Genomic DNA, 24,641 nt, shown 5'->3' on the forward strand with positions numbered 1-24,641 from the left:
TTTTATAGGTTACAATATTTTTCTTTTATGTTGAAAGTCGCTTCATTGAGATTTCCTTGGCTGTCTAAAACAGGTGTTTTTAAAATCTCTACAAGGGCTTTTATTAAAAAATATACTTTTTGAAACTGTGGGGCATCTCTTTCAGGAATAAAATTTACTTTTTCCAAATTTATATTTTCAGAGCGAGTCAAAAAACCATCAGAAACAAAAATTGTTGATTCTAATTTTGATAAATTCTCTATAGCTAATTGATTCAAGTTATTAACAAGGTTTTCTAATTCTTTAATTCTTGTTTGCACTTGTGCTAAAAAATTGTCTAAAGAATCTAATCTTTCTACTTCAACATTAACTTTTGCTTGATATTCGATTGCGTTTGTTAAGGTTTTTTCTCCTTGTCCTCCCAATATAAAACCTGTCACCATGAGAGCAGGTGCTACTGCAATTCCGCCTAACATTACACTACCTAAAGCCATACCACCACCACCACTAGCAAGAGAGCCTCCTCCTAACCATGCTAAAGTCGCATTCCAAGCCGCCGCACCACTTAATCCGCCAATGGCTGTGCCTGTACTCGCAGTGCCAAATAATCCTGCTAATGCAATAGCCCCTTGCCCTGTCGCATATCCGGCTCCTATTGCCGTAGCTCCACCTGTAGCTATTTTTTCAGCTTTTAAAACCTCTAATTTATATTCCTGTAGCGTTTCAGGAGAAAATCCATCGAATCCCTCCAAAAATTTCAAATCACTTAGAGAAGCATTCTGACCAATTCTTTCAATGAAATCAATAAATCTCTTAACTGTTCTTAAATGAATTTCAATTTGAGTTTCTCCATATTCTTTTGCTAAGTTGTTTGTTTCTTCAATTATTATTTCTGTTTTTTGCTTTTTATTTTCATATTTCTTTTTAGCATTTTCACCAATTCGCTTTGCATCATCCATTTTTGATAAACCATCAGCACCTGCGGCAACCCCAACACCACCAGTAACTAATGCCAATGCCCCAATAATGATCGGAATAATAAAAATCATAGTTAACTCATCCTGTTTATTACATAAACTCATTAGCTACAATTTTACCATCTACTTTTTGATATTCATCCTCTAATAACCACGAATTAATATCCTCATAATTATTACTAGAAAATATTGATTTATACTGTTGTGCAGGATCATAAACTTGATACTTTCCTTCATTATCTCCTATTAACATTAAAATTCGAGGTGGGAAAATAATTGTATCAATCCACAACTCGACAAATTGCCAATTATTATTTAATATTACGGGGTTTTATTCTTGGGATAACATGATAAATATTTGTTTCTTTAATAATTTTTAATAATTTTTATTTCAGCATAATAAAGAAGAATTTTTGTATCATCGTTTCTAATTTGATAGCCTATGAGTTGAGAAAAATAAAGTCCATATCTTTCATAATAATCATTCTGATCCTCAATGCCTGTTTGTTCACCTTTTTCTATGATAGCTTTTATCACTCTTTCCATTATTTCTAAATCATTAAAAACATGAGCTTTACCTTCTTTTTTGAGTAATCTTTTTACTTGTGGAGTACCATTAATATGTTTTGCGAATAAACTTTCACGAGAATCTTTTACTATTTTTTCTGAATACCAGTCATATTAAATTTTGGCGTTAACTGGGTGAGAAAATCCCACCCCATTTGTTTAGAAATTACCCGTCAAGGCTTCCTTACACCTGTCGCAGATCAAAGGTTCATTGCTAAAAGTACCCACTGTGGTAGAATAATTCCAGCATCGATCGCACTTATGACCTTCAGCGTTTAAAACTGCTACCTTCAAAGTAGTATCATTAAGCTGAATTTCTCCTTGATATTGACCATCATTCAACGCTGATTCCTCACTAACTAACTCCACTTGCGACACAAGGAGAAGATAACGCAATTCATCAACTCTGTTACCATCATTCAAAGCAATACTAGGATTAAGATTAGTAATAGTTTCCGTTAGCTTAACTTCCACATCATAAATTAATACTTTTGCTTCTAAAGATGAACCGATGAGCTTTTGATTACGAGCGTCATCTAAAACTTTATTAACTCCCGTACGAATATTGCGTAATTGTCCCCATTTTGATAGTAAATCAGGGTTTTTTACCCACTGGGGTTCTAATTTAACCCAACCAGCCTCAAACACCGAATTATAAGGGTTTTTATAGGGGAGATTCTGCCAAATATCCTCTGCCATGTGACATAATACTGGTGCGATCGCCTTTGCTAGATTTTCGAGAATGATTGCCATAACAGTTTGACAACTGCGACGACGGGGAGAATTAGGATCAGAAATATAGAGTCTATCCTTCGCAATATCGAGGTAAAAATTAGATAAATCAACTACACAGAAATTTTGTACTTTTTGGAAAAATTTAAAGAATTGATAATTCTCAAAGGCTTCGGTAATTTCGCTAAAAACTAAATGAGTTTCGTGGAGAATATACTTATCTAATTCGGGTAAATTTTCATAACTAACAGCATCTTTTGCCGGGTTAAAATCGTGCAAATTACCTAATAAAAATCGAGCGGTATTACGAATTTTACGATAAACGTCCGCAAGTTGTTTGATGATATTATCTCCGATGCGCACATCCCCAGAATAGTCTGTAGAAGACACCCATAAACGCAGTACATCTGCTCCGTATGGTGGTTGTTGTTTCTGATTTTTGCCACCATTGATGATAAGATTGGGATCGACGACGTTACCTAATGATTTACTCATCTTCGTACCCTTTTCATCCAAAACGAAACCATGAGTTAACACAGTTTTATAAGGAGCGATGCCGTTTACTGCTACACTGGTTAAAAGACTAGACTGAAACCATCCCCGGTGTTGATCTGAGCCTTCCAAATACAAGTCAACTGGATATTTCAACTCCTCTCTTTGATTGGCAACTGCCGCCCAAGATGAACCAGAATCGAACCAGACATCCATAGTATCCATACCCTTGCGGTAAGTTTTGCCGTTGTTACGATAACTTTCGGGTAACAATTCCTCTACCGACAACTCCCACCAAGCATCAGAGCCTTTTTCCCTGATAATATCTCTAACGTGGTTAATCGTCTCCTCATTCAATAAAGGTTCGTTTGTTTCCTCATCGTAAAACACCGGAATAGGTAAACCCCAACTGCGTTGACGAGAAATACACCAGTCACTTCTGTCTCCCACCATAGGAGTAATACGATTTTCTCCCTGTGCTGGAATCCACTTAACCTCTTTAATTGCCTTTAATGCTAAGTCACGGAAACCATCGACAGAGGCGAACCATTGCTCTGTAGCACGGAAAATAGTCGGTTTTTTAGTACGCCAATCGTAGGGATATTTATGGGCGTAGGCTTCTTCCTTCCATAAACTACCTTTTGCAGTTAAAGCCTCAATAATCGCCTGATTTGCGTCTTTTAACACATTTAACCCTTGAAATTCTCCCGCTTCTTCCGTAAAATTCCCTTTATCATCCACTGGAGAGAGAATAGGCAAGTTATATTTTTGTCCTGTGATATAATCTTCTAAACCATGACCAGGTGCAGTATGTACTAAACCTGTACCAGATTCCGTAGTGATATAATCACCACCGATGACAATAGGGCTTTCTCTGTCAAAGAGGGGATGCTTATAGATGGATAATTCTAAATCAGCACCTTTGATAACGGTTTTGAGGACTAACAAAAAATTGAGGGTATTGTTTAAACTTTCGACTAAGTCTTTGGCAACGATGAGAAATCTTGGAGGGCAATAAGTTTCTTTCTCTGAAGGGGGAATTTCAAACTTTCCCTCAAAATCGGCAGGAATAACACATTCAGAGCCTCCTTGTGCTGGAAGATTGGGAAAGATTACTTCTACCACTGCATAGTCTAAATTACCATTGACAGCAACGGCAAGATTACCGGGGATTGTCCAAGGGGTTGTCGTCCAAATTGCTACTTCGAGATTAGGCATAAATTCTGCCAAAGATTGAGCCTTTTCGCCTAACTTCGTTACCTTAAAACTAGTGTAGATACTGCGAGAGGTATGCCCTTCAGGATATTCTAACTCAGCTTCGGCTAAGGCGGTTTGTGAACTTGGACTCCAATGCACGGGTTTTAACCCTCTATAGATATAGCCGTTTAATGCCATTTTGCCAAATACTTCGATTTGGGCGGCTTCGTATTCGGGTAAGAGGGTTAAATAGGGGTTTTCCCAATCTCCCCATATTCCATATCGTTTAAACCCCTCAGCTTGTTCTTGTTGAGCTTTGAGGGCGAAATCACGGGCTTTGTGACGGAGGGTAATGGGGGTTAATGCTTCTCTTTCTTTGCTGGATAAACTTTGTAATACTTTAAGCTCGATTGGCAGTCCGTGGCAATCCCAACCCGGTACATAGCGAACTTTATGACCTTGTAATAACTTATATTTATTGATAATATCTTTGAGAACTTTGTTTAAAGCGTGTCCCATATGTAAGCTACCATTGGCGTAAGGAGGTCCATCATGAAGGATAAAAAGATCTTTAGGATTGTTTTGACCTAATTTCTCATAAACCTGCTCTTTTACCCAAAATTCCTGCAATTCTGGCTCTTTTTTGATGGCATTGGCTCTCATGTCAAAGGACGTTTGCGGTAAATTTACGGTATCTTTATAACTTTTCTGTTCAGTCACGATCGATTCTTGAATTAATATAAAATTTCTCTTTATGTGATTGTATCGTGAACAGGGTTTATCATTGAGATAGAATTAAACAGCATTCAATCTTACATTATCATTTTACGCATAATATACCGAAAATGTCGATCAGGATAGTCCATCATGAAACCAACATGACTACTATCGTTAACCCTTGCCTTATTCCATACACTAATGGTTGTGGAATTGTTGCGATGATTTTCATGGGTTTCATGAGCATAACTTGAATTATGAGACGATAGAGTCACACTACCGATTATCTCAATAAGTGCAATTCCTATTTATAGCAATTCTCATTTTGGTGAGGTACAAAATTGTCGTTGAAAGGCAAGAGGCAATAGAAAAAATGTACCTCATAATTTAAAAAAATGCTATATATTTACTCAAAAATATCAAATGAAGATGAAATGATATTTTTTATGACTTAGGTAAATAAACACTAAAAATACTTCCTTGATTAATCTTACTTTTTAGCTCAATTCTACCATTATGAAATAGTACGATCGAATTGACAATAGCTAACCCTAAACCACTATTTCCCTGATGGTGATTACGAGATTTATCGACTCGATAAAAACGATTAAAAATTAAAGGTTTATCTTCTTCACTAATCCCGATTCCAGTATCTATAATTTTAATTACTACCTCTTTTTTATTAACCGATAACAAGATAGTAACTAATCCATGTTCAGGAGTATTTTGAATAGCATTAACAACTAAATTGCTTAATAATCGATAAATTTGGGCTTCATTTCCTCGAATAATTATAATTTCTTGACTCTGAATATTCTGTTGCAATTTGATATTATTCTCGACAGCTAAAAAAGCTAATTCTTCTGTTAAATCATGAATTAAATCAAGTAAATTAATGTCAGTTTTTTCTATTATATGTTTATTTTCATTAATGGCATCAAGACGACTTAAAGTTAATAAATCATTGACTAAATTAATTATTCTTTGATTTTGTCGATTAATTGTTAGCAATATTTCTTGATAATCTTTGATGGATAATTTTTCCGCTAATATGACACTATCAATGGTTGCCTTAATTGCCGCTAAAGGTGTACGCAATTCATGGGCGACATCGGAACTAAATTGCTGTATTTGTTGATAAGATTTATAGACTGGTAACATCGCTTTTTTTGCTAAATACCAACTAGCAAGTATCACTAAAATAATTAATAATGGTAAACCTAGTAATAAAAACCATTTAATATTATTGACATAGTTATCAAAATCTTCTAAACTCCTACCGATTAGTAAATAACCCCATTCTTGATTATCTTTTGTGTGTAATAATACTGATAATTGACGATAATTAATCTGTTGACTATCTTTAATATTTTTTAATTCATTTTCAAGATAAATAAAGTATAACTTATCAATATTTATTCCCGCATTTCCTAATAAATTACCGGATAAATCATAAAATTTAAAATAATATTTTCCTTGTTGAATTAATCTAGTTATATATCTATTTTTATGATATTTTTCTTTGCATTTTTCCTTAACTAAACATAAATCTGGTAGAATATTTTTAATGGTTTTATCTAATTTATTTGGTTCAATTAATAATGGTTCAAGGGTATCATGGAAAGTACCAGCAACAGTTTTTAATTCATTATTTATAGTAACATAATGGGCATGGACGATCGATTCATAAACGCCCAATGTACCCAAAGCAATAATCCCAGAAAAAATACTAGCATACCAACAAGTTAAAGATAATTGAGTTTTCTTAAAAAGATGATTATTATTCACTAAATTTTATCTATAGCGAGGACATAATTTGAGCTTGGTTGGGAGAGGCAATGGTAAATTCTTAACATCAGATTATAACCTTGATCAGTGTAATTAATAAGTGAATTTATACTCAATAATCGTTATTAATTATCCAGTTTTAAACGATAACCTAATCCATAAACCGTCTCGATTAAATCATCACATTCATATTGACTAAGTTTCTTTCTTAATAACCTAATTTGAGCGGCTACCACATTACTAATAATATCAGAATCAATCTCCCATAATTGATCTAAAAGTTGATCTCTTGTTAAAATCTGTTGAGGATGACGCATGAAAAATTCTAAGAGATTAAACTCCTTATTCGTTAACGGAATCATCTCTATTTTGCCCAACTTTAACTCTATTTTTATTGTATTAGTTTGATAGTCTAAAATTAAATTTTTTACTTTTAATTGTTGAGGTTTTATTTCTTGATTTCGTCTCAATAAAGCCCTAATTCTGGCAAATAATTCTAACATTTCAAAAGGTTTAATTAAATAATCATCTGCCCCCGCATCTAAACCTGTAATTTTGTCTGTCATTGTATCTTTAGCAGTTAACATTAACACTGGTAAATGGTTATTTTTTGCTCGAATTATCTTCAATAAATCAATGCCTGATAAATCTGGTAGTAACCAATCGAAAACACCGACATTATAATTAATATTAGGATTTTCTAATAAATATAATCCCTCTTGTCCTGATTCTACCCAATCTACCACATAATTTTGTCCCAAGAGCGATCGTTTAATGGCAATACCTAAATCTTTTTCATCTTCTAGTAATAAGATTCGCATAACTTTTACTAATGATAAATTATAAAATTAATGGTTAATTATCTGGAGAAGAAATATTTTTCTTTTTGGTTTTAAAGTTATTTTGCCACCATAAATTAATCCCTGATATAGCCAATATCAATAAACCAAAGGCATTGAGAAAAGGATAAAATTTTTCTAAATTAATTAAACCAAAATTACCTCGATGCCATGATAATAACCAAATAAAATCATCAGTTTTATCCATTGTTACGGCTAATTCAAAAAGGACACCCGTAAAAAAAGTAATTAATATTGGTAAAATCATTATGGGTGCTAATTTTCTATGCAAACTGCGTAATTGTTTTTGATTATGGAATAAAGTCATAAATTTATTAACCTCTTTAAGACAAAGTCTAAGAAAATTCAGCGACAGAAATAATTTTTCATGGTGATTTCATAATTAATATTTATAATCATCATCATTGTTTTAAAAATAAATAATCAACCTCATGAATCAATTACTAATTAGCCTATTATTATTAACAGGATTTGTCTTTAATTTTACCGTAAATATTTCTCCAGTTTTAAGCCATGAAGGGCATTCTCATTGTCGAGAAAAAGATAAGTCTAAATGTATAAATAATCCGACTCAATTTACAAAAGATAATGATGATAAAAAAGATGAAGATGATGACAAAAAAGAAGGAGAAGATAAAGAAGAAAATCACGAAGAGGATCATCAACATTAAGATGTAAAAGTAGGTGAGAATTGCCCACCTTTTATGATAAATAATCATAGTAATTTAAAACATTAATCTCACCCCCGTAACAAATTTCACATCATCACTACTTTCCCCTTCTTTCTCAGTAAATTTAACTGTATCTCCAAAAAGTTTATTCCAACTTACACCAATATAAGGTGCAAATTCTCGACTAATTTCGTAACGTAATCTTAAACCTAATTCCAAGTTATTAAAACCGCTACCAATACCAAATTCTTCTACTTCTTGGATGGCTAAATTAGTTTCGATTTTTGGTTGTAAAATTAATCTTTGGGATAGTAATAATTCATATTCAGCTTTAAATCTTGCGGAAATATCTCCTTGATAACTAATAAATAAACCACTATCAATTTCAAAAAAATAAGGTGCTAATCCTTCTACTCCGATGACAACAAAACCTCTACTATTTCCCTTATGTCCATAAATTTGATCATATCTTAAACCAGCTTGAAAATCGAAATAAGGAGAAATTTGTTTACTGTATAAAAGTTGCAATTCTGCCTCGCCATTTCCATCATCTAAACTCACTTCACCTTCGGTTTTTACCCATAACTTTTGATAGTCCCCTCCTACCCATCCTTGAATATCCCAATTGAAAATATTTTGACTATCATTAACTTGATATTCTAATTGATCAAAGAGAATTTTATGATAAATTTGATTATCATGAATAGGCTCACCAAAATCATTTTCTTGGTTATGATTATGTTGGGTAAAGGTAAAGTTTTTTTCTTGAGTTAAGTAGTCATTATGCTCAAATTGTTGAAAAAATTGTTGTTTTTCTTGGTTGTTATTTTCATCAATAAATATGTCAATAGCTACAGGTTTTTTGATAATCGCCTTGTCTATTTCTTCCGCTTTAGTTTCATTGGTAAAATAAGTTAAGATTAATAAAGATAACAGGCTCGATCGAACTAAAAATTTAGTAAGTTTTAATGATAACATTTGTTGTCAGTTTTTAAGAAAGATTGATTATTTTCTCGCAAAGGTGCAAAGAGAAAAAGACAAAGGTTTTTTAGGATTAAATTATTCTTGATAATAAAGATTAAATAAAATACAAAAGTTTGCTATAGTAGATTGCTGATAATGCCTCGCAATCACTATTTGAGTTAACTAAGTTATTTAATTCCTTTTTTTTAGGAAATAACGTTAATAGTACGAAACATTCCGACATCCATGTGATACATTAAATGGCAATGAAACGCCCATTTTCCCTTTGCGTCAACATCAATTTCTGTGGATAATTTCTCGGCAGGTTTCACAATAATTGTGTGTTTTCGAGGTTGATAATCGCCGTTGCCGTTTACTAATTCCATCCACATTCCGTGTAAATGTATGGGATGTTCCATCATGGTATCATTTATAAAAGTTAGCCTTAATCTTTCTCCATAATTAAAGTTTATTTCTTTTTCTTCTGAGTATTTTTTGCCATTAAATGACCACATATAACGCTCCATATTTCCTGTTAAATATAGAGTTATTTCTCGATCTGGTTTTCTTCTATTTTTTAAGGGTTTTACACTCTTTAAATCAGTATAGACTAATACTTTATGGGAAACATTTTCTAAACCAATACCTGGCTCATTTAAACGATTTTTTACCATCATTGGTGTTGCCGCATTACCAATACCGTTATTATCTTTTCCCCTAGGTTGCCAAGAAAAATCTATAGTTTCATTTTCCCTCATCTCCTGAGTACTATGATCCATATCCGACATATTGGACATATCATGATTACTATGATTCATACCTGACATATTGGACATATCATGACTACTATGATTATTTTGCTCCATCGCCGACATATTATGCCCACTATGAGCATTATGATCTGAAGAGGACAAATTATGATTGTTATGATCTATATTTGTCGAAGATGAGGGTTGATGGTTATTATGGTTCGATAATGAAGAATTGTGACTACTTTGCTCGATCGAGCCTGAACTTGAACTATTATGATTACCATGAGAACCATGATCCATTCCCATATCAGCCATTGTACGCAAGGGGCGCTCTCTTCGAGGAGGAATTTCAGCAGATAATCCTTCTTTTATCGCTAGTGTACCCCTAACATAACCACTACGATCCATTGTTTCTGCAAATATAGTATAAGCATCTTCTGTGTTAGGCTCAACAATCACGTCATAGGTTTCTGCTACCCCGATTCTAAATTCATCTACCGTCACAGGTTGCACATTTTGCCCGTCTGCTTGTATGACTATCATCGGTAAATTAGGGATTCTGACATCAAAAAAAGTCATGGCTGAAGCGTTAATAAATCTTAATCTAACTTTTTCACCCTTGTTAAATATACCCGTCCAATTGTCATTACTGGTTTTACCATTCAGTAAATAAGTATAAGTTGCCCCCGTCACATCAGCAATATCGGAGGCATCCATGCGCATTTGTTTCCATTCCCAATCCTCTGCTAAATTAGCAACCGTACGTCTTTGATAGTTATAGTAAGTAGGCATTTTTTTCAAATTGGCGAGAATAGCGTGGGGATTCTCAAAACTCCAATCTGAGAGAATTATAACATAGTCTCGATCATACTTTATTGATTCAGGCTCAAGAGGATCGATAATAATAGCACCATACATCCCTAACGGTTCTTGCATATTGCTATGACTATGATACCAGTAAGTACCACTTTGGTTAACTGGAAATTGATAGGTAAATGTCTCCCCCGGTTTTATCCCCCGAAAACTTACCCCCCGCACTCCGTCCATATTTGCTGGTAAGATTAAACCATGCCAATGAATAGAAGTATCTTCATTAAGATTATTAGTAAGGTTTATCCTTACGTTTTGCCCTTCTCTCAGTCTGATGGTAGGAGAGGGTAGTCTACTATTTACCAGTTTACCTTGAGAGGTTCGATCCCCAATTAATACTTCTGTTTCACTTACTTGTAAATCAATTATCTCCTCCTCAAAATAATTATTCTTAGCAGAAATAGGCGAAACTTGATGAAGTACATAAAAACCTGCAACCCCTCCCGAAAATCGCAGGAAATTGCGTCTATTGAGTCTGTATTGGCTCATGATGAACTATAACCTCACTTTTGACCTAATTTTTATTAATCTTTATAGTGTCAAAAAAATATGAAATTAGGATGAAATGGGAAGCAAAAGTAAAAAATAAAAAGTCAAGTTTTTGAATAAAATTATCAAAATTGCACACTTTTTTCTAAATTATATATTCCAAATTTTATCAACTAGAATGTCATAATTTATCTAGTATTATGATAATTAGGTAAGGTTCGATCGACTATCCTACCATGCCTAATCAAAATTCGATCACATTGAGGACGAGATAATAATTCACTAAAATAACGAGCTTTGAAAATGATAAAATCCGCAGGTAAATTAACCCCAATTCTACCGAAAGAAGATAACCCCATTAAATCCGCAGGAATACGAGAAACTGACGCAATCCAATCACCATAGGGAGTATCTAAATGTGCAATTCTTACCGACTGGTTAAACACTTCTAACATATCATGATCTCCGAAAGCGAAAAAAGGATCACGACAATTATCACTAGCAAAAGCAATTTTAACTCCTGCTTCCTTTAATTCTTTTACCCTCGTTATCCCTCGCCAAGTGGGAGTAATATTTTCTTGTCTATCCTGCAAGTATAAGTTACACATGGGTAAACTAACAATGTTAATGTTTGCTTCTCTTACTAGGTTAATGGTTTTCTGTACTACTCCTTGCGGTTGTACAGAAAGGCTACAACAATGTCCGCAGAGAATGTTATTGGTGAAATTAAATTTTAAGGCGGTTTTAGCGATTTTTTGCAAACAAACTGAGTACATATCACCGTTTTCGTCACAGTGAAAATCTAAGTCGAGGTTTCTTTCTATGGCTAATTGAAAGATGTTTTCTAGTTGCTTATCGATGTCGGAATTCATATAAGCAACTCCCCCCAATATCCCCTCCACTTCTGCTATTTTATCCGCCAGTTTTACCCCCGCTTCCGTTAGAAAGTAGTCTAAACTTACTAAAGACACCCCTTGCAAAGTAATCTTATCTTGCCATTCTTTCCTCAACTGTTGCCATACCGTCAAGCTAATGTCGGCTTGGGTATCATGACAATCTAAATGAGTTCTAAGAGCGATCGTACCATGACTATAACTGCACTGTAAACCGAAATTCATCCGTTGATATAAGTCTTCTTCATTCCAATATATTGCATCCTGTTTCACCATTTCTAAGGCTGTCTCGAAGTTTCCTTGTAAATTCGGCGATCGTTCAAATGTATGTCCTTTATCAAGGTGAGTGTGAATATCCACAAAACAAGGTAAAAGGATACTTTTTTGTAAATCAATGCCGATGGTGTCAACATGGGAAGGAATAATTTGAGTTACCTTGCCTTTGTGAATTTGTATATCACATAGAGATAAATTTTCTCTTGTCTGACGAATAAACCCTTCTTCGTTAATTAAGCAAGTGGGAATATGGACATTTTTTAACCAATAACCTTGGGGAGTCAGCATTTCAGAATTACTGTTTTAAATTTTATGATCTCTTGTCTTCAGTAAGTACAATAATAAAAGCAAATAATGAAACTATCATAATTTTATTGGAGTCATCAGAAGTCGATAGTCATTGCGAGGTACAAAGCAATCTCTAACACCAAACTTTTGTACTTTATTTCGTTTTTGTTACTTAGATTTCTGTAGGGGGTTAATATATTAAGCTCTTACCTCACTGAAAGACTGTTTAAATAAACCCTATTTTGTTTATACCATTTTTAAAAACTCTTAAAAAATATGTGGAAAAAACTTGTTAAATCTAAATTTTTATTACTGAGTTTTTGTTCAGTTTTTATTGTTAATTTTAGTGGTAGTATTCCTCAATTAATTACAGGTAAATTTTTAAATCCAGTATTCGCTCAATCATTACCTTTAAATATTATTAGTCAAGGAAAAAATGTTTTAATTAATCAAAAAAATCTCAACCTTCCTTGGATACAGTGGCAAGAAGATGATGGAATTCACACAGGAATTAGTGATATGAGTGCGGAAGCTATTTTAGGTATAGAATTAATGAGTACCACTAACCCAGAAAAACAACCTATTCAATGGTTTAATTATCACAATATTTTACCTGCTAAATTTCTTAATCCTTTTCGTTATTTAGATATAACTAATTTAACAAAAACAACTTCTATTCAAATTAATAATAATAACAATATTTTAGAGTTATATCTTCCTATTAGTCAGGTTAATAAGGTTTATGAGGTACCACAAAATCAAGGTAAAAAAATTATTATTGAGTTAGATAAGCCTAGTTTTTTTCAAGTTAGTCAAGGAAAAGATCAAGGAATTATTACGATTCATGCTCAAGCTAGTTCCGCTTTATTTGATACAATAAAACCTTTTAAACCCTTAGATACTTCTGGACTCCAAGAGGAGGAAGGAGACGAAATAAGAGAAGATAAACCTAAGCCAAAAAATAGTTTATTTACTGTTACAAATCCTGATAATAAAACTGTAATAAATATTAATTTGCCCCTAGGTAATAATATAAAAGTTACTTCGGCTAATCCAAGTCTTTTATTAGTAGATATAAAACCATCTGCTATTACCCCTCGTGATATTAGTTGGAATAATGATATTTTTTTAAGTAGACAATATGTTAACTTAACTAATAATAGTTCATTTTTAGTATCTTTTTTAACCCTTAATTTAAAAAGTTTTAACTTAGATTTAAAACCAATTTTATCAAATAATAATACAGTAATTGGAACGGCACCTCTAAAGACTACCTCCCAAAATTTGCAAGTTATGGCGGCTATTAATGCAGGGTTTTTTAACCGTAATAATCAGTTACCTTTAGGTGCAATTAAAAACCGTGATAATTGGTTATCTAGCCCTATTTTAAATCGTGGAATTATGGCATGGAATGATATAGGTGAAGTACAATTCGATCGAATTATGATAGAAGAAAGTATTACCACTAATAAGGGCGATCGTTTTATTAACAGTTACATCAATAGCGGTTATATTCAAGCAGGAGTTGCCCGTTATACGGATAGTTGGGGGGGAAGTTATACCACTCTCAGTGATAATGAAATTATTGTTATGGTGGAGAATAACATCGTCAAGGATAAGATTGTTGGTGGCAAAGCTGGAGGAGATTCTATTTCCATTCAACGAGGAAATTATCTTTTAGTGTTTAGGAGTGCAAAAAGTTGGGCAGATAAATTAAGTATAAATGACCAAATCACTTTAAATACTGGTACTATTCCCGCAAATTTTGCTAATTATCCTTATATTATAGGTGCGGGCCCTCTTTTACTTTTAAATAATCAAATTGTCTTAAATGGAGAAGGGGAAAAATTTAGTAAAGCCTTTAACACCCAAAAAGCTTCTCGAAGTGCCATCGCTGTAGATAATCAAGATAGAATTCTATTAGTAGCCGTACATAATCGAGTCGGTGGTAATGGTGCGAGTTTAGCTGAGTTTGCTCAATTATTACAAAAAATAGGTGCTGTATCGGCGTTAAATTTAGATGGTGGCAGTTCAACACAAATGTATCTCGGTGGTGAGATTATCGATCGATCGTCCGCAACGGCTGCAAGAATACATAATGGAATAGGGGTGTTTTATCGTCAAAAATAAATGTTAGGAATGAGGAATGAATAATTAATTCTTGAGTTCCTTTAGCAGTCAGAAGCTATCGGTACTTAAATAAAATAATTGCTTTTATTTCCTCAAAAATCTTGTGATAAAAATAAAGAAGAAAACATCGACTAAACCATTACCTTGATTTTTATAATTAGTTCCAGCACCGGATCTTAAATTAATCCTTGCAGAAGGAGAGTCGGCAGTTGAGGTAGCCGTACAGATAGAAGGCGGGCGAGATTAAGCTGTTATTGTCGAGAGTATGTCACTGCGACTCCAGAAGCGATGCTGGGTGATCACCTCCCCTGCTGACTTCCCGCCGACAAAACTCAAAGGATGTTACTTATTGCTGGTTAAAGAAGGAGATTGATCAATATTCTTTTCAGCAAAATAGTTATTTAGGAAAGTGCTGGCAAATGACAAGATAACTGGTCCAAAGATGAATGCTAATAAGCCGTTTACAACAAAACCAGGGACTAACAAAGATGCCAACCAAAAACAAAAGCCGTTGACTACCAGGGAAAATAGCCCTAGTGTCAAGAAATTAATCGGTAGTGATAGTATGGAAAGCACTGGTCGAATGATAGAATTCACTAATCCGATGACAACCCCTGCGACTAATGCACTCGGAAAATTGGCAATGTTTACTCCTGGCACAAGTAAATCGATGATTAGTAAACCTAACGCTGTTGCTAAAGTAGTAAAGAAATATCCAATAATATTATTCATGTTTTTAATCCAATAAACGACTTGAAAGAAATGAGTTTTGCTTGAGAAATGCTGATTTTAAGCTGTTGTGCCTTTAGATTGCATAGTGATTTTTTTAAACCTCTGTAATTAGGGGCTTAAGCCATGGCCTGTATGCAATTTAGATGATTAACAACTTATTTCTAAACAGTTTTGTTAAGCTCTTGATCTTGTTTAACAATCGCCCAAACTGCATGAATACTGCCTGGAACCCAACCCAGTAAGGTTAGTGCAATATTGATAAATAGAGTTGAACCGATCCCAAACTTTAGGAAAACACCGACAGGGGGAATCAGGATGCCGAGAACTATGTATAGTAATTTCATGGTTTTTAATCCGAGTTTTAATGAATGAATAAGGACAGAAATAGATAAGCTATTGTGCAGTTAAATTACTTATCGTAAAGATCAACCTTGTTACAGGCAAAACTTGTACTGAGCAAAGTTAAAGTATGCCTATATTGCTAATAAGTATTTAAACTATGTCTTAGCTTATTCAGCCCTTGGTTATGGTGTCCAACCGTTTTTTTAATTTCTGCTTGATAACTTCTTCTTGGCGGGCAGTATTTCCTCCAACTTTAGCAAATTGGCCTGTGATCTCCTCTTGCTTTTGCTCTAGTGGAATCGTATTGCTGCTTTGGGCTTCAGATTTTGTGGTTTGATACCACTTTTTTGCTCCGTCGAATTGATGCTTAATTTTGTCGTAGCGATCGCCATAGTGCAACGCTAGTCTTCGATCCAATTCAGAAATTCTCATTCTGAGCAATGCCAATAGATCAACAGTTAATATCATGAGTTATTTTCCTCAGTAATTCCGTGTTTTAACATTTTCTGAGACTCAAAGCGAGTAGTTTGCTAAACCCCTACTGCCTTTTTGTCTAGCTTAGGCTTCAAGCCATTTGCTTCAAGTGCTTCTCCCTCAATAAAAGAACGCAACATCCAAGCTGTCTGTTCATGTTGCTCCATCAAACCTGTAAGAAAGTCAGCAGTTCCGTCATCCTTAAACTCTTTGCTACATTGCTCAACCTGTTCACGCAAATTCCGCACGACTTTTTGATGATCTTCTAGCAATTGCGATACCATCTCAGTTGAGTTAGGAACATTACCAGGATGCTCTTTTAGAGAACAGATTTTGAGAAATCCTTCCATCGTTCCTACGGGATACCCACCCAAGGTTCTGATGCGTTCTGCAATGACATCAACATTGATAGTGAGAGCTTCGTAATGAGCCTGCCATAGCTTATGCAGAGTCATAAATTGTGGACCCACAACATCCCAATGATATTTCTTGGTTTTGACTAGTAGCACATAGGTGTCTGCCAAACTTTGGTTAAGCAGATTGATTACCCCTTGACGCTGTTTATTCGTTAGTCCAATATTGATTGTTTCCATGAATAAATCTCTTTAATTTTATTGTGAGTGAAGTACTGAGCGATTATGTATTTAAAATGGTTTAAGTAAAATCATTTTTTTATAGTCCAAAAAAGAATTTGATTGATCCTTAATTGAATTAATTGAATAGATTGAAGTTGAATTTGAGAACCGCTCACTTGAGTCGAGTTAACGAATCTCCTTCTGTTATTACTCTGACAGGCAGTTGTTTGATTTCCTGAGTAACTTGATTAAATTCATTTAATACGATACAAAACTTAACTTATAGCATTCCCTAAATCCCCCTTAAAAAGAGCGACTTGCCCCTGTAATCTATCTGAAAAACTCCAATTCTCAAAATAGATAAGCTAAGACGCATTTAATCTTCCTTTTTTTAGCTCTAAATCTCTTACTGTCAGCGATTCAGGATTGCCAACTAGGTGCGTTTTAGCTTAGCGAGATTAACTTTACTAAGCAGGAACTTTTGACTGAATCGAGCGATTCCAGAAGCGATGGCCCAGCATCGCTCAAGCCTTGCTTTTTCAGATGACTAATTGTAGTGTAATAAATACATTGTAGCCAGTCGTAAAGCTCTAACGGCGGAGTTTTTTAGTCTGATTAGAACGATTATCGATAACGGGGCGACCCTGGGTATCAATATCGAGTTCTTCCCGACGTAGGGTTTCTTCCGCGTTAACGGTTTCTTGAGTCACTTCTTTTCGGATCGTGACCTCCTCACGAACGAAGGCTTCCTTGTGAATATCAGGAGTTTCTTCGTAAACTTCCATCCGAACAGTTTCATTGTCATGAAACGCATCAACATTGTCGGTGGCAACTTTCTCAGCACTCATAGGAACCCGTTCAATCACAATATGCTCTTTTTCAATTGGCATGGAAACGCGAGCGGTTTCTAATTCAATATGCTTATCAATTGCAACCTCACCTGTTTTTGTGCGGTCTTTATCCATAATCAGACGTTCTTCGTACAATTTCACTGTTTCTGCGTCAATTGGTGAAACGGGCCGTGTCAAAGCCTCGTTAGCATCAAATGATTCTTTAATCGGTAGTTTGTTAGCTTGCATTATTGTTACTTTAAAATTTACTAGATTTATTTAGTCCTGTTACTTCTGATAGAATGACATCTGGGTGGTTTACATAGTGTTTGATATGTTATGAGAACGTATATCTTGTATAAATAAGTTTCAAATCTTAACTTTAAAAGGATTACGGCAATAAAAATAGCAAGTTTAGTGCATAAGTGCTGAACTTCCTTCTAATATGAGTTTTTCTTTAACTGAGATCTTGCATCAGTACATTAATACCTAATAGTCAAAGATAAAAAAATCAATTCTCTTATGGTTAGTGCCAATTCTTATACTTATTACTCATTACTTCTCCTAACCGTCAATTTTTGAGTAGGTGCAAGATATGAGTTTAATTTAGAGATTTAACGGCGAGGGTTTCCAGTCCGATTAGCGGTACTTAAACTAAAAATATTAAACTATGAGTCTCAAATCGTTATAAATCAAAGATTTTACATCGATGCCAAAGGCACGCAGAGCGCACGATAACTTTTCCTTTTATACCAAGAGTTTCAGCCGTTTTTATGACGTTTACCTAAATCTCTTACTCTGACTGTATTTGAAGCTATTTTTGCACCAAAATTTTTCAAAGTACCGTTAACTTATTAATCTGGGTAGAACTGTTAATATATTAAGAATTGTAAATTAGTAAAAAATAGTATAAGCCCAAAACTTATATAAATTAAGAGTTTAAGGCTATTTTCTTCTATCTAACTCAGGTAATTTATAAAAGCCTTGTATAATAAATGTTTTAGATATAGTTTGCCCCTCATTGCACCAACCTTTTATCTAGTCCTAATCGCGTCCAAGAAAATACCGTGATTTTGTTACACTTTGTTTCGTAATAAATCAAATTAATCAAATCACTCAAAAAATCAAACATTACAGTGCCAGAATCTTCACTAGAGAACACTATCTCTTAACTATAAAGGAATAATCCCAAATGTCGATAACATTAGAAGATAACAAACGGACAGCGATCGCAGTCAAATTAGCAGACATGAAAGCGACTCAAAATCTGCTGATTGCTAACGAGCAAGCTTTAATCCGGGCTTGTCAAGATGGAGAAATTTCTGACCGTTTACAGGGCTTTCTCAAAGACGATCAAAAGAACTTGGGTATTATAGATACCGTGATCATTCAGTATGGCATTAAAGCTGAACCTAAACCCTCGATGCAGAAAGAAATCGAAGAGATCGAGAACATGATGCAAGATTCAGAGATTTCTTTATTTGAAAAGGTGGCAAAGCATGAACTGCTTAAGCATACCCAAGCCATATCAGGAATTCTCGTTCACAAAGCAGGCCAAGTAGTTGGTGCGGATATTGCCGTAGTGATCGCCCCTCTAAATGCGGTTAACTTTGAAAATCGTGGGCATGAAGAACAACTTAAAGGGATGATGGAATCTCTTAGCACTCTAGAACTAACGGGTAAGCCTTCCGACAGTGGACTATGGTCAAGGGTACAGGATACCCTAGCCGCCCTGAGTGGTATTGCAGGTGGCATCATGAGTCATAGTGATAATGAAATAACTATTTGTGACTTGATTCGTTTAGATCACACTAAGGTAGGTACCCTGTTAGATCAGATTAACGCAACTAACAATCCTCAGAAACTACAAGAATATTTTGGACAGGTTTACCAAGACTTGTCTGCTCACTCCGAAGCGGAGGAAGAAGTTGTCTATCCTGTTGTACGTCCTTATTATCAGGATGTTCAGCAACTATATGACGAACAAGCACAAATGAAGCAACTGCTTGAACAGATTAAAGCCATGAATTGTGAAGATACAGTCGCATTTAAAGCTGCCATAGAGCGTTTAATGATTGCAGTAACTGCCCATGTGTCAGAAGAAGAAAAGGATATGTTCCCTCTTATTCAAAACAGTTTAGGTGACGAACAACAAAAACAACTGGCCACAGACTTCAAAACTGCCAAAAGCAAAATTCAGGATCAGCGACTAGCAGTTGCTTCTCACTAGATTTTCTGAGAACTTACACTACCGTAAGTTCTATCAACTTATTTTTAATTACAGGAGCAAATATTATGGTTTACACTAATCGACCTTTAGAAACTGGTTCAGATCGACAAATTACCAATGTTAAACAATTCAGCGATCGTGTTCATTGGGGCGCAATCATTGCAGGATTAGTTATAGCAATCAGTACCCAGTTATTGCTAAGTGCAATAGGTGCTGCGATAGGATTTACCAACATTGCAGGTTCAGACGCACCTCGTTCAAATGCGGGTGAAGTGGCTCAAGCTGTGGGCATCTGGACAATTATTAGTCTGTTCATTTCTTTATTTTTAGGCAGTTGGATAACTGCACGAGCCTATGGTTCCGTCAATAATAAGACTGCGATGCTTAACGGTGTGATTCTTTGGGCAACAACCCTTGTTATAAGTTCTTGGCTACTAGCAAGTGGCGTTTCAGGTACTTTTGGCTTATTTGCGGCTAATGCGGAAAATATCGCTAACCAAGTGCAAAAGAGCGGGATCACTATTCCTGATGGAACCAGAAATATGCCTTCTGATTTCTCTACGCCCACAAATCCTAATTCTTCATCTGGAACACAAAATTCTATGCCAACCTTAAGCGAGCAACAAACAAGAGATGTTGCTAACAATGGGGCTAAAGCTGGTTGGGCTTTTACTTTTGGCTCTCTTTTGGGATTAGCAGCTTCGGTGATTGGTGCAAGTGTAGGGGCTCGCAATGTCTATACTTACAAACGGGAGTCTAATGAAGAATATCAATCCTAAATCATTTATGAAATTATAGTCATTTCAAATAAGAATTAGACAATTAGGGGTTAAACTAAGCCAGTTTGTTTAAATTGTGTGAGAAGTTTATAATTTGTAACAAATGAGTCCTGACTCCCAATATTTTTAGTTTCAATGTTAAGTTGACCAACAGGAACAATAGCCAACTACTCCGTGGAACTATTGCCATTCCCGATCTTCTAGTTCCTTTTGAGGTAACAGCAACGTGGCTTCAATTTCTTGGCGGATTGCCGTTGTGATTTCGCAGTTACTATTTAAGCAATCGATCAGGAGTTGATTAGCATCATAGTAGCGTTGCAGCACTTGCTGTTGTTCAGGGCTAAACTGCCAGGGATGGTTAATATTTCGATATTTGGCGATCGTTTTCCTTAACTGTTCCACCCAAGCAGAATAATGCGTCTTCCACCACGTCCGAAGCAGTTCTTGGTTTTGACTCGGAGGTGGCAATTGGTCTTTTAATTGTTGGACAGACTTATAAAATCCAACATCCAGAACCATCCTCATAATGTTGTTGAGAGCCTCACTACAAGCATTGACATAGGCAAAATCTTGACTATGATCGATGGCAAACTCTAGCAACAAGTTATCTAACGCCGCATCTAAAAACATTCCCTGATCGAGAGTGGTAGCTAACGCAAAATTAGCGGCCGTATGAGATGAGTTAGCAAGGGCAAGATAAAACGCTCGTGAGGTTGCAAATTTAGGCTGGGATGGAATCGTCTGGGATTTTTCGCTTGCCCATATCAAAAATTCTTGTAGGTATGGATCTTGTGCGACTAAAGCATCAATCTCTTGCTTCATCAACTGTACCATGGAATCCGCACTTCGTAACATGGCAGCCGTTAACAAGAAGACTTCCCGCCAGTGTGGATCACTGATGTGACTGACCAGTCCTCCGAGGGCTTGCTCTAATGCCCGAAGATTATAACTGGCAACAATTTTTCGAGCGGTGAGATATTCTTGAAACACAAGATAAGAGAAGGAAAAAATTCCTCTTGCCCGTTCTGTCAGTAACCCATGTTGAGCCTCAATCGATTTCAAGATTGCCTCACTTTCGAGTTGAAACTCCTCTGGCTCTAAGGTTACACTAGGCAAATTCCGTAGATAGTCCTCAATATATTGTTCAATAACCCGTTGCTCAAAGAAGTACTGTCCTTGCTCAAAAGTAACGGCGGCAAGTTGACTCAATAATCTCAGTTTTTGTGGCAATAAAAATCCCCGGTAAACCTCGTCTCGTTCAACACCTCTAGTTTCATCCCATTTACTCAGTAGTAAGTCTAGCCCTTGCTTATAAAAATCAGAACGTTTGGCGGGAAATTTTTCCTGACCATGAAATACCCAGCAAGCGAGATGCAAGAACAGAGGTGTGGTAACCAGTTGACGAAACTGCCAGTTTTCCGATAAATTCAACTTCTCAATAAACTGAGCCGACTTATTCTGCTCAGATTGAAAAGTCTTTTGAGTGAATGCGGCAAACCACTTTTGTGCGAAGGTAGTGATTTGAGCCTGGGTAAAGGGGGCAATTTCTACATCGGTGAAGCCTTGTAGTTGCAGTTTTTGTACGGCAGTGCGGCAAGTTACCACAAACTGATTTTTGTGATATTTTTCCGAGAACTTGCGAATCTCCCTAATAACCTCTGTCATGTTCTGTTTCAAAACCTCATCCATGCCATCTAACAATAGCAGGACTCTACCTTCTTGCACTAAAGTTTCAGGTACAGACTGGTTTGAAATTCCCGAAATGAGAAACTCTTGATGAATGTAATTCAGGAGACTAAACTTGGCATTATCCCTAGACTCTTCGGCAAAATCTTTGAGAGGGATAAAGATCGGCACTTGATGGGCGGCGAATTTGCCTCGATCACACAAAATTGCAAGATGTTTCAAAAAGGTTGTTTTGCCCACCCCTGATTTACCCAGTAACCTGAGTTTGGAGTAGGTTTGGACAGCCTGCATTCCGGATATTTGTTTCTGCTCAACATCTCCTAACCCGAAGCGATCGAATTCAGTGGGTTTCAATTTTTGTAAATCAGCAATCTCAAACCACTGTTGACTGGCAATTTCTTCCAAAATATTAACATCGACATAGATTTCATCAATGCTGACGGGATGGTTGATATCTAATAACTGCAAGATGCCACACTGGTTTTGAATGGTTTCCCTGCGTTGCGATCGCACTTGTTTTACCAGATTATCAATATTCAAAGGAGCAGTCTCTCCGGGCTCAAGAAATTCCATCGGCGGATCATCCGCAATCTCTCGCCAATCTAAATCGAGTATTGCACAAATTTCTGTAAAAGTATAGCGATCAACGGGCCGTCCGGAGAAAAACCGCCAAATTGGTTGACGAGTCTTTAAGTTCACCTCTGCGGCCAAATTTTCCTGTGTCCAACCCTTTAAGGCAAATGCTCGTTTAGCCTTTTGAATTCCAGAAGGGGATACCTGAAGTGATCGTTTGACCATAAAAAAGATATAAAGTTCATATTAAGGTTTAGAATATACACAAACTTTTATATTTTATAAAATCAAAAAGTTGCCGTTTCATGCTAGCACTTTTCACTTCGGTAACAATAATACAAAATCTAAATTTTTATATATCAATAAACGGGTTAGTTAAGACATTCTCAAAATCTATAGTTGTCATTCCGAGCATAGAGAGGAATCTCAAAACGTCCTAATCAACTCGTTATCTGCTATAGGAAAAGGGATTAAGTTAATTTTTGTTACCTTGATTATTGTTGTGGAATATTTGATTAGTCTAAAGTAGAGTGATAAAGAAATAATTAGAAATTATTGCAATAGATAAATGTCTCTATCTTAAGTTAAATGACTATCAATCAAGAAGTCAATCTTCGTATTCATAATAAGTGTTAATCAGTAACCCACATTGAAATAAATTTCAACGCTAACACAACAAGTCTGCTGAAGCGATTTAATTACTCATTCCTTAAAACTTCCCCATTTAAAAATTGCCGAGCCCCAAGTTAAACCCGCACCAAATCCAGAAGTAACGATCGTGTCGCCATTGCGAATTTTTCCTTGACTAACGGCTTCATCTAATGCGAGGGGAATTGAAGCGGCAGAGGTGTTGCCATACTCACTAAGGTTAGCAATTACCTTCCAGGAGGGAATATTTAATCTTTCGGCAACCGCTTCAATAATTCTTTGATTGGCTTGGTGCAGAATTAACCAATCTATTTGCTCAGTGCTTAAATCCGCTCTAAATAAGGCTTTTTCGATGACTTCTGGGACTTTATTGACGGCAAAACGATAAACTTCTCTACCATTCATGGTTATCTTACCGAATCCCCCTTGATTCACCTGTTTATGATGTCCTATATCTTTTATTTTCCCTTCATAAGCTAAATTTAAAGCGTTATTCAACTTACCATTACTACACATTTCAAATCCTAAAAGACGATCGCCAACACTACTACCTTGACAGACTACTGCACCTGCTCCATCACCGAACAATACACAAGTAGTTCTATCATTCCAGTCCACCCAACGAGAAAGACAATCAGCACCGATGACAACAATATTTTCATAAACACCGTTACGGATAAATTGACTAGCCGTAATCAAAGCAAATACAAAACCAGAACAAGCCGCCGTTAAATCAAAGGCAACGGCTTTAGTCGCACCGATCGAGCCTTGTATTTGACTTGCACTACCAAACAAATCATCAGGGGTGGAAGTAGCAAGGATAATCATATCAATGTCAGGAGGAGTTAAACCAGCATTAGAGATGGCTTTTTGTGCTGCTATAGATGCTAAATCACCCAGAGTATGAGTAGCTGAAATATGACGTTTTCTGATACCTGTACGGGTTTTTATCCAATCATCAGAGGTATCAACTATTTTACTCAAATCGTGATTATCCAACACTTGTGTAGTCGTTTCTGAACCACTACTGATAATAGTAACGCCTTTTTTTCCCTGCTCCAATGATTTACTCCTTTAATAATTAGTAATTAGGAATTAGCAAAAAATAACAATATAATAATTCTCAACTGT

The 24,641-nt window shown here is 35.5% G+C and carries 22 protein-coding genes; 4 read left to right on the plus strand and 18 right to left on the minus strand.

All coding sequences use genetic code 11. From position 1 onward, the window contains the following. Nucleotides 1-2 precede the first annotated feature (2 nt). The 8 genes from GM3709_RS07165 to GM3709_RS07195 all read right to left on the minus strand — a co-directional run bounded on the left by GM3709_RS07165 (nucleotide 3) and on the right by GM3709_RS07195 (nucleotide 7,616). Nucleotides 3-1,061 carry a hypothetical protein gene (locus GM3709_RS07165; protein WP_231937631.1) on the minus strand — a complete coding sequence of 353 codons (1,059 nt, stop codon included), beginning with the start codon at nucleotides 1,059-1,061 and terminating at the stop codon, nucleotides 3-5. Beyond that, a complete protein-coding gene (locus GM3709_RS07170) occupies nucleotides 1,048-1,248 on the minus strand; it encodes a hypothetical protein (RefSeq protein WP_231937632.1) in 201 nt (66 codons plus the stop codon). Before GM3709_RS07170 ends, GM3709_RS07165 begins: the two co-directional genes overlap by 14 nt. A gap of 74 nt (nucleotides 1,249-1,322) precedes the next feature. Then, on the minus strand, nucleotides 1,323-1,616 hold the full coding sequence (locus tag GM3709_RS21870; protein ID WP_066117830.1) for a DUF6972 family protein: 294 nt from the start codon (nucleotides 1,614-1,616) through the stop codon (nucleotides 1,323-1,325). A 66-nt stretch (nucleotides 1,617-1,682) separates the two neighbouring features. Further along, nucleotides 1,683-4,664 (minus strand): isoleucine--tRNA ligase, encoded by a 2,982-nt coding sequence (gene ileS / locus GM3709_RS07180; RefSeq protein WP_066117833.1) that lies wholly within the window; start codon nucleotides 4,662-4,664, stop codon nucleotides 1,683-1,685. Between the two features lie 92 nt (nucleotides 4,665-4,756). Further along, complete coding sequence (locus tag GM3709_RS20090; protein WP_144439418.1) at nucleotides 4,757-4,936, minus strand: hypothetical protein; 180 nt, start codon at nucleotides 4,934-4,936, stop codon at nucleotides 4,757-4,759. A 169-nt stretch (nucleotides 4,937-5,105) separates the two neighbouring features. After that, nucleotides 5,106-6,449 carry a two-component system sensor histidine kinase RppB gene (gene rppB, locus GM3709_RS07185; RefSeq protein WP_066117834.1) on the minus strand — a complete coding sequence of 448 codons (1,344 nt, stop codon included), beginning with the start codon at nucleotides 6,447-6,449 and terminating at the stop codon, nucleotides 5,106-5,108. A 125-nt stretch (nucleotides 6,450-6,574) separates the two neighbouring features. Next, nucleotides 6,575-7,270 carry a two-component system response regulator RppA gene (rppA, locus tag GM3709_RS07190; protein WP_066117836.1) on the minus strand — a complete coding sequence of 232 codons (696 nt, stop codon included), beginning with the start codon at nucleotides 7,268-7,270 and terminating at the stop codon, nucleotides 6,575-6,577. A gap of 34 nt (nucleotides 7,271-7,304) precedes the next feature. Next, nucleotides 7,305-7,616, minus strand: a complete 312-nt coding sequence (locus GM3709_RS07195) for a hypothetical protein (RefSeq protein ID WP_066117838.1) — start codon at nucleotides 7,614-7,616, stop codon at nucleotides 7,305-7,307. 124 nt (nucleotides 7,617-7,740) lie between these two features. Here GM3709_RS07195 and GM3709_RS07200 point away from each other — a divergent pair, with 124 nt between their 5' ends. Then, a complete protein-coding gene (locus tag GM3709_RS07200) occupies nucleotides 7,741-7,980 on the plus strand; it encodes a hypothetical protein (protein WP_066117840.1) in 240 nt (79 codons plus the stop codon). 54 nt (nucleotides 7,981-8,034) lie between these two features. Here the strand turns inward: GM3709_RS07200 and GM3709_RS07205 are convergent, their stop codons facing one another. The 3 genes from GM3709_RS07205 to GM3709_RS07215 all read right to left on the minus strand — a co-directional run bounded on the left by GM3709_RS07205 (nucleotide 8,035) and on the right by GM3709_RS07215 (nucleotide 12,511). Beyond that, the gene (locus tag GM3709_RS07205; RefSeq protein WP_066117842.1) at nucleotides 8,035-8,958 is read right to left on the minus strand and encodes a copper resistance protein B; all 924 of its coding nucleotides are present in this window, start codon (nucleotides 8,956-8,958) and stop codon (nucleotides 8,035-8,037) included. A gap of 191 nt (nucleotides 8,959-9,149) precedes the next feature. Beyond that, entirely contained in the window at nucleotides 9,150-11,054 is a 1,905-nt protein-coding gene (locus GM3709_RS21770) for a copper resistance system multicopper oxidase (RefSeq protein WP_066117844.1), read from the minus strand. 188 nt (nucleotides 11,055-11,242) lie between these two features. After that, entirely contained in the window at nucleotides 11,243-12,511 is a 1,269-nt protein-coding gene (locus GM3709_RS07215) for a cytosine deaminase (RefSeq protein ID WP_066117846.1), read from the minus strand. Between the two features lie 276 nt (nucleotides 12,512-12,787). On the opposite strand from GM3709_RS07215, the gene GM3709_RS07220 reads away from it, so the two are divergent. Then, nucleotides 12,788-14,641, plus strand: a complete 1,854-nt coding sequence (locus GM3709_RS07220; protein ID WP_066117848.1) for a phosphodiester glycosidase family protein — start codon at nucleotides 12,788-12,790, stop codon at nucleotides 14,639-14,641. A 342-nt stretch (nucleotides 14,642-14,983) separates the two neighbouring features. Here the strand turns inward: GM3709_RS07220 and GM3709_RS19045 are convergent, their stop codons facing one another. The 5 genes from GM3709_RS19045 to GM3709_RS07245 all read right to left on the minus strand — a co-directional run bounded on the left by GM3709_RS19045 (nucleotide 14,984) and on the right by GM3709_RS07245 (nucleotide 17,843). After that, entirely contained in the window at nucleotides 14,984-15,373 is a 390-nt protein-coding gene (locus tag GM3709_RS19045; RefSeq protein ID WP_071828025.1) for a phage holin family protein, read from the minus strand. Between the two features lie 161 nt (nucleotides 15,374-15,534). Beyond that, the gene (locus tag GM3709_RS07230) at nucleotides 15,535-15,717 is read right to left on the minus strand and encodes a YqaE/Pmp3 family membrane protein (protein ID WP_066117852.1); all 183 of its coding nucleotides are present in this window, start codon (nucleotides 15,715-15,717) and stop codon (nucleotides 15,535-15,537) included. A gap of 169 nt (nucleotides 15,718-15,886) precedes the next feature. Continuing rightward, nucleotides 15,887-16,183: a hypothetical protein gene (locus GM3709_RS07235; protein ID WP_066117854.1), complete on the minus strand. Its 297-nt coding sequence runs from the start codon at nucleotides 16,181-16,183 to the stop codon at nucleotides 15,887-15,889. Between the two features lie 62 nt (nucleotides 16,184-16,245). Further along, nucleotides 16,246-16,782: a Dps family protein gene (locus GM3709_RS07240; RefSeq protein WP_066117856.1), complete on the minus strand. Its 537-nt coding sequence runs from the start codon at nucleotides 16,780-16,782 to the stop codon at nucleotides 16,246-16,248. A 572-nt stretch (nucleotides 16,783-17,354) separates the two neighbouring features. Next, nucleotides 17,355-17,843: a YsnF/AvaK domain-containing protein gene (locus tag GM3709_RS07245; protein WP_066117858.1), complete on the minus strand. Its 489-nt coding sequence runs from the start codon at nucleotides 17,841-17,843 to the stop codon at nucleotides 17,355-17,357. A 943-nt stretch (nucleotides 17,844-18,786) separates the two neighbouring features. Here GM3709_RS07245 and GM3709_RS07250 point away from each other — a divergent pair. Continuing rightward, complete coding sequence (locus GM3709_RS07250; protein WP_066117860.1) at nucleotides 18,787-19,824, plus strand: hemerythrin domain-containing protein; 1,038 nt, start codon at nucleotides 18,787-18,789, stop codon at nucleotides 19,822-19,824. A gap of 65 nt (nucleotides 19,825-19,889) precedes the next feature. Continuing rightward, nucleotides 19,890-20,603: a hypothetical protein gene (locus GM3709_RS07255; RefSeq protein ID WP_066117861.1), complete on the plus strand. Its 714-nt coding sequence runs from the start codon at nucleotides 19,890-19,892 to the stop codon at nucleotides 20,601-20,603. A gap of 180 nt (nucleotides 20,604-20,783) precedes the next feature. On the opposite strand, the gene GM3709_RS07260 is transcribed toward GM3709_RS07255, so the two are convergent. Both GM3709_RS07260 and GM3709_RS07265 read right to left on the minus strand, forming a co-directional pair. After that, on the minus strand, nucleotides 20,784-23,087 hold the full coding sequence (locus tag GM3709_RS07260) for an NACHT domain-containing NTPase (RefSeq protein WP_066117863.1): 2,304 nt from the start codon (nucleotides 23,085-23,087) through the stop codon (nucleotides 20,784-20,786). 477 nt (nucleotides 23,088-23,564) lie between these two features. After that, the gene (locus tag GM3709_RS07265) at nucleotides 23,565-24,572 is read right to left on the minus strand and encodes a beta-ketoacyl-ACP synthase III (protein WP_066117864.1); all 1,008 of its coding nucleotides are present in this window, start codon (nucleotides 24,570-24,572) and stop codon (nucleotides 23,565-23,567) included. Nucleotides 24,573-24,641: the final 69 nt, after the last annotated feature.

The sequence above is a fragment of the Geminocystis sp. NIES-3709 genome (assembly GCF_001548115.1).
Lineage (GTDB): Bacteria > Cyanobacteriota > Cyanobacteriia > Cyanobacteriales > Cyanobacteriaceae > Geminocystis.

Bases quoted from the DNA above. Each gene is read 5' to 3' on its own strand.
- GM3709_RS07260 (WP_066117863.1), bottom strand. From the start codon at position 23,087: ATGGTCAAACGATCACTTCAGGTATCCCCTTCTGGAATTCAAAAGGCT.
- GM3709_RS07240 (WP_066117856.1), bottom strand. From the start codon at position 16,782: ATGGAAACAATCAATATTGGACTAACGAATAAACAGCGTCAAGGGGTA.
- GM3709_RS21770 (WP_066117844.1), bottom strand. From the start codon at position 11,054: ATGAGCCAATACAGACTCAATAGACGCAATTTCCTGCGATTTTCGGGA.
- GM3709_RS07165 (WP_231937631.1), bottom strand. From the start codon at position 1,061: ATGAGTTTATGTAATAAACAGGATGAGTTAACTATGATTTTTATTATT.
- GM3709_RS07205 (WP_066117842.1), bottom strand. From the start codon at position 8,958: ATGTTATCATTAAAACTTACTAAATTTTTAGTTCGATCGAGCCTGTTA.
- GM3709_RS07195 (WP_066117838.1), bottom strand. From the start codon at position 7,616: ATGACTTTATTCCATAATCAAAAACAATTACGCAGTTTGCATAGAAAA.
- GM3709_RS07250 (WP_066117860.1), top strand. From the start codon at position 18,787: ATGTCGATAACATTAGAAGATAACAAACGGACAGCGATCGCAGTCAAA.
- GM3709_RS19045 (WP_071828025.1), bottom strand. From the start codon at position 15,373: ATGAATAATATTATTGGATATTTCTTTACTACTTTAGCAACAGCGTTA.
- rppA (WP_066117836.1), bottom strand. From the start codon at position 7,270: ATGCGAATCTTATTACTAGAAGATGAAAAAGATTTAGGTATTGCCATT.
- GM3709_RS07235 (WP_066117854.1), bottom strand. From the start codon at position 16,183: ATGATATTAACTGTTGATCTATTGGCATTGCTCAGAATGAGAATTTCT.
- GM3709_RS07200 (WP_066117840.1), top strand. From the start codon at position 7,741: ATGAATCAATTACTAATTAGCCTATTATTATTAACAGGATTTGTCTTT.
- GM3709_RS07230 (WP_066117852.1), bottom strand. From the start codon at position 15,717: ATGAAATTACTATACATAGTTCTCGGCATCCTGATTCCCCCTGTCGGT.
- GM3709_RS07245 (WP_066117858.1), bottom strand. From the start codon at position 17,843: ATGCAAGCTAACAAACTACCGATTAAAGAATCATTTGATGCTAACGAG.
- GM3709_RS07255 (WP_066117861.1), top strand. From the start codon at position 19,890: ATGGTTTACACTAATCGACCTTTAGAAACTGGTTCAGATCGACAAATT.
- GM3709_RS07220 (WP_066117848.1), top strand. From the start codon at position 12,788: ATGTGGAAAAAACTTGTTAAATCTAAATTTTTATTACTGAGTTTTTGT.
- GM3709_RS07215 (WP_066117846.1), bottom strand. From the start codon at position 12,511: ATGCTGACTCCCCAAGGTTATTGGTTAAAAAATGTCCATATTCCCACT.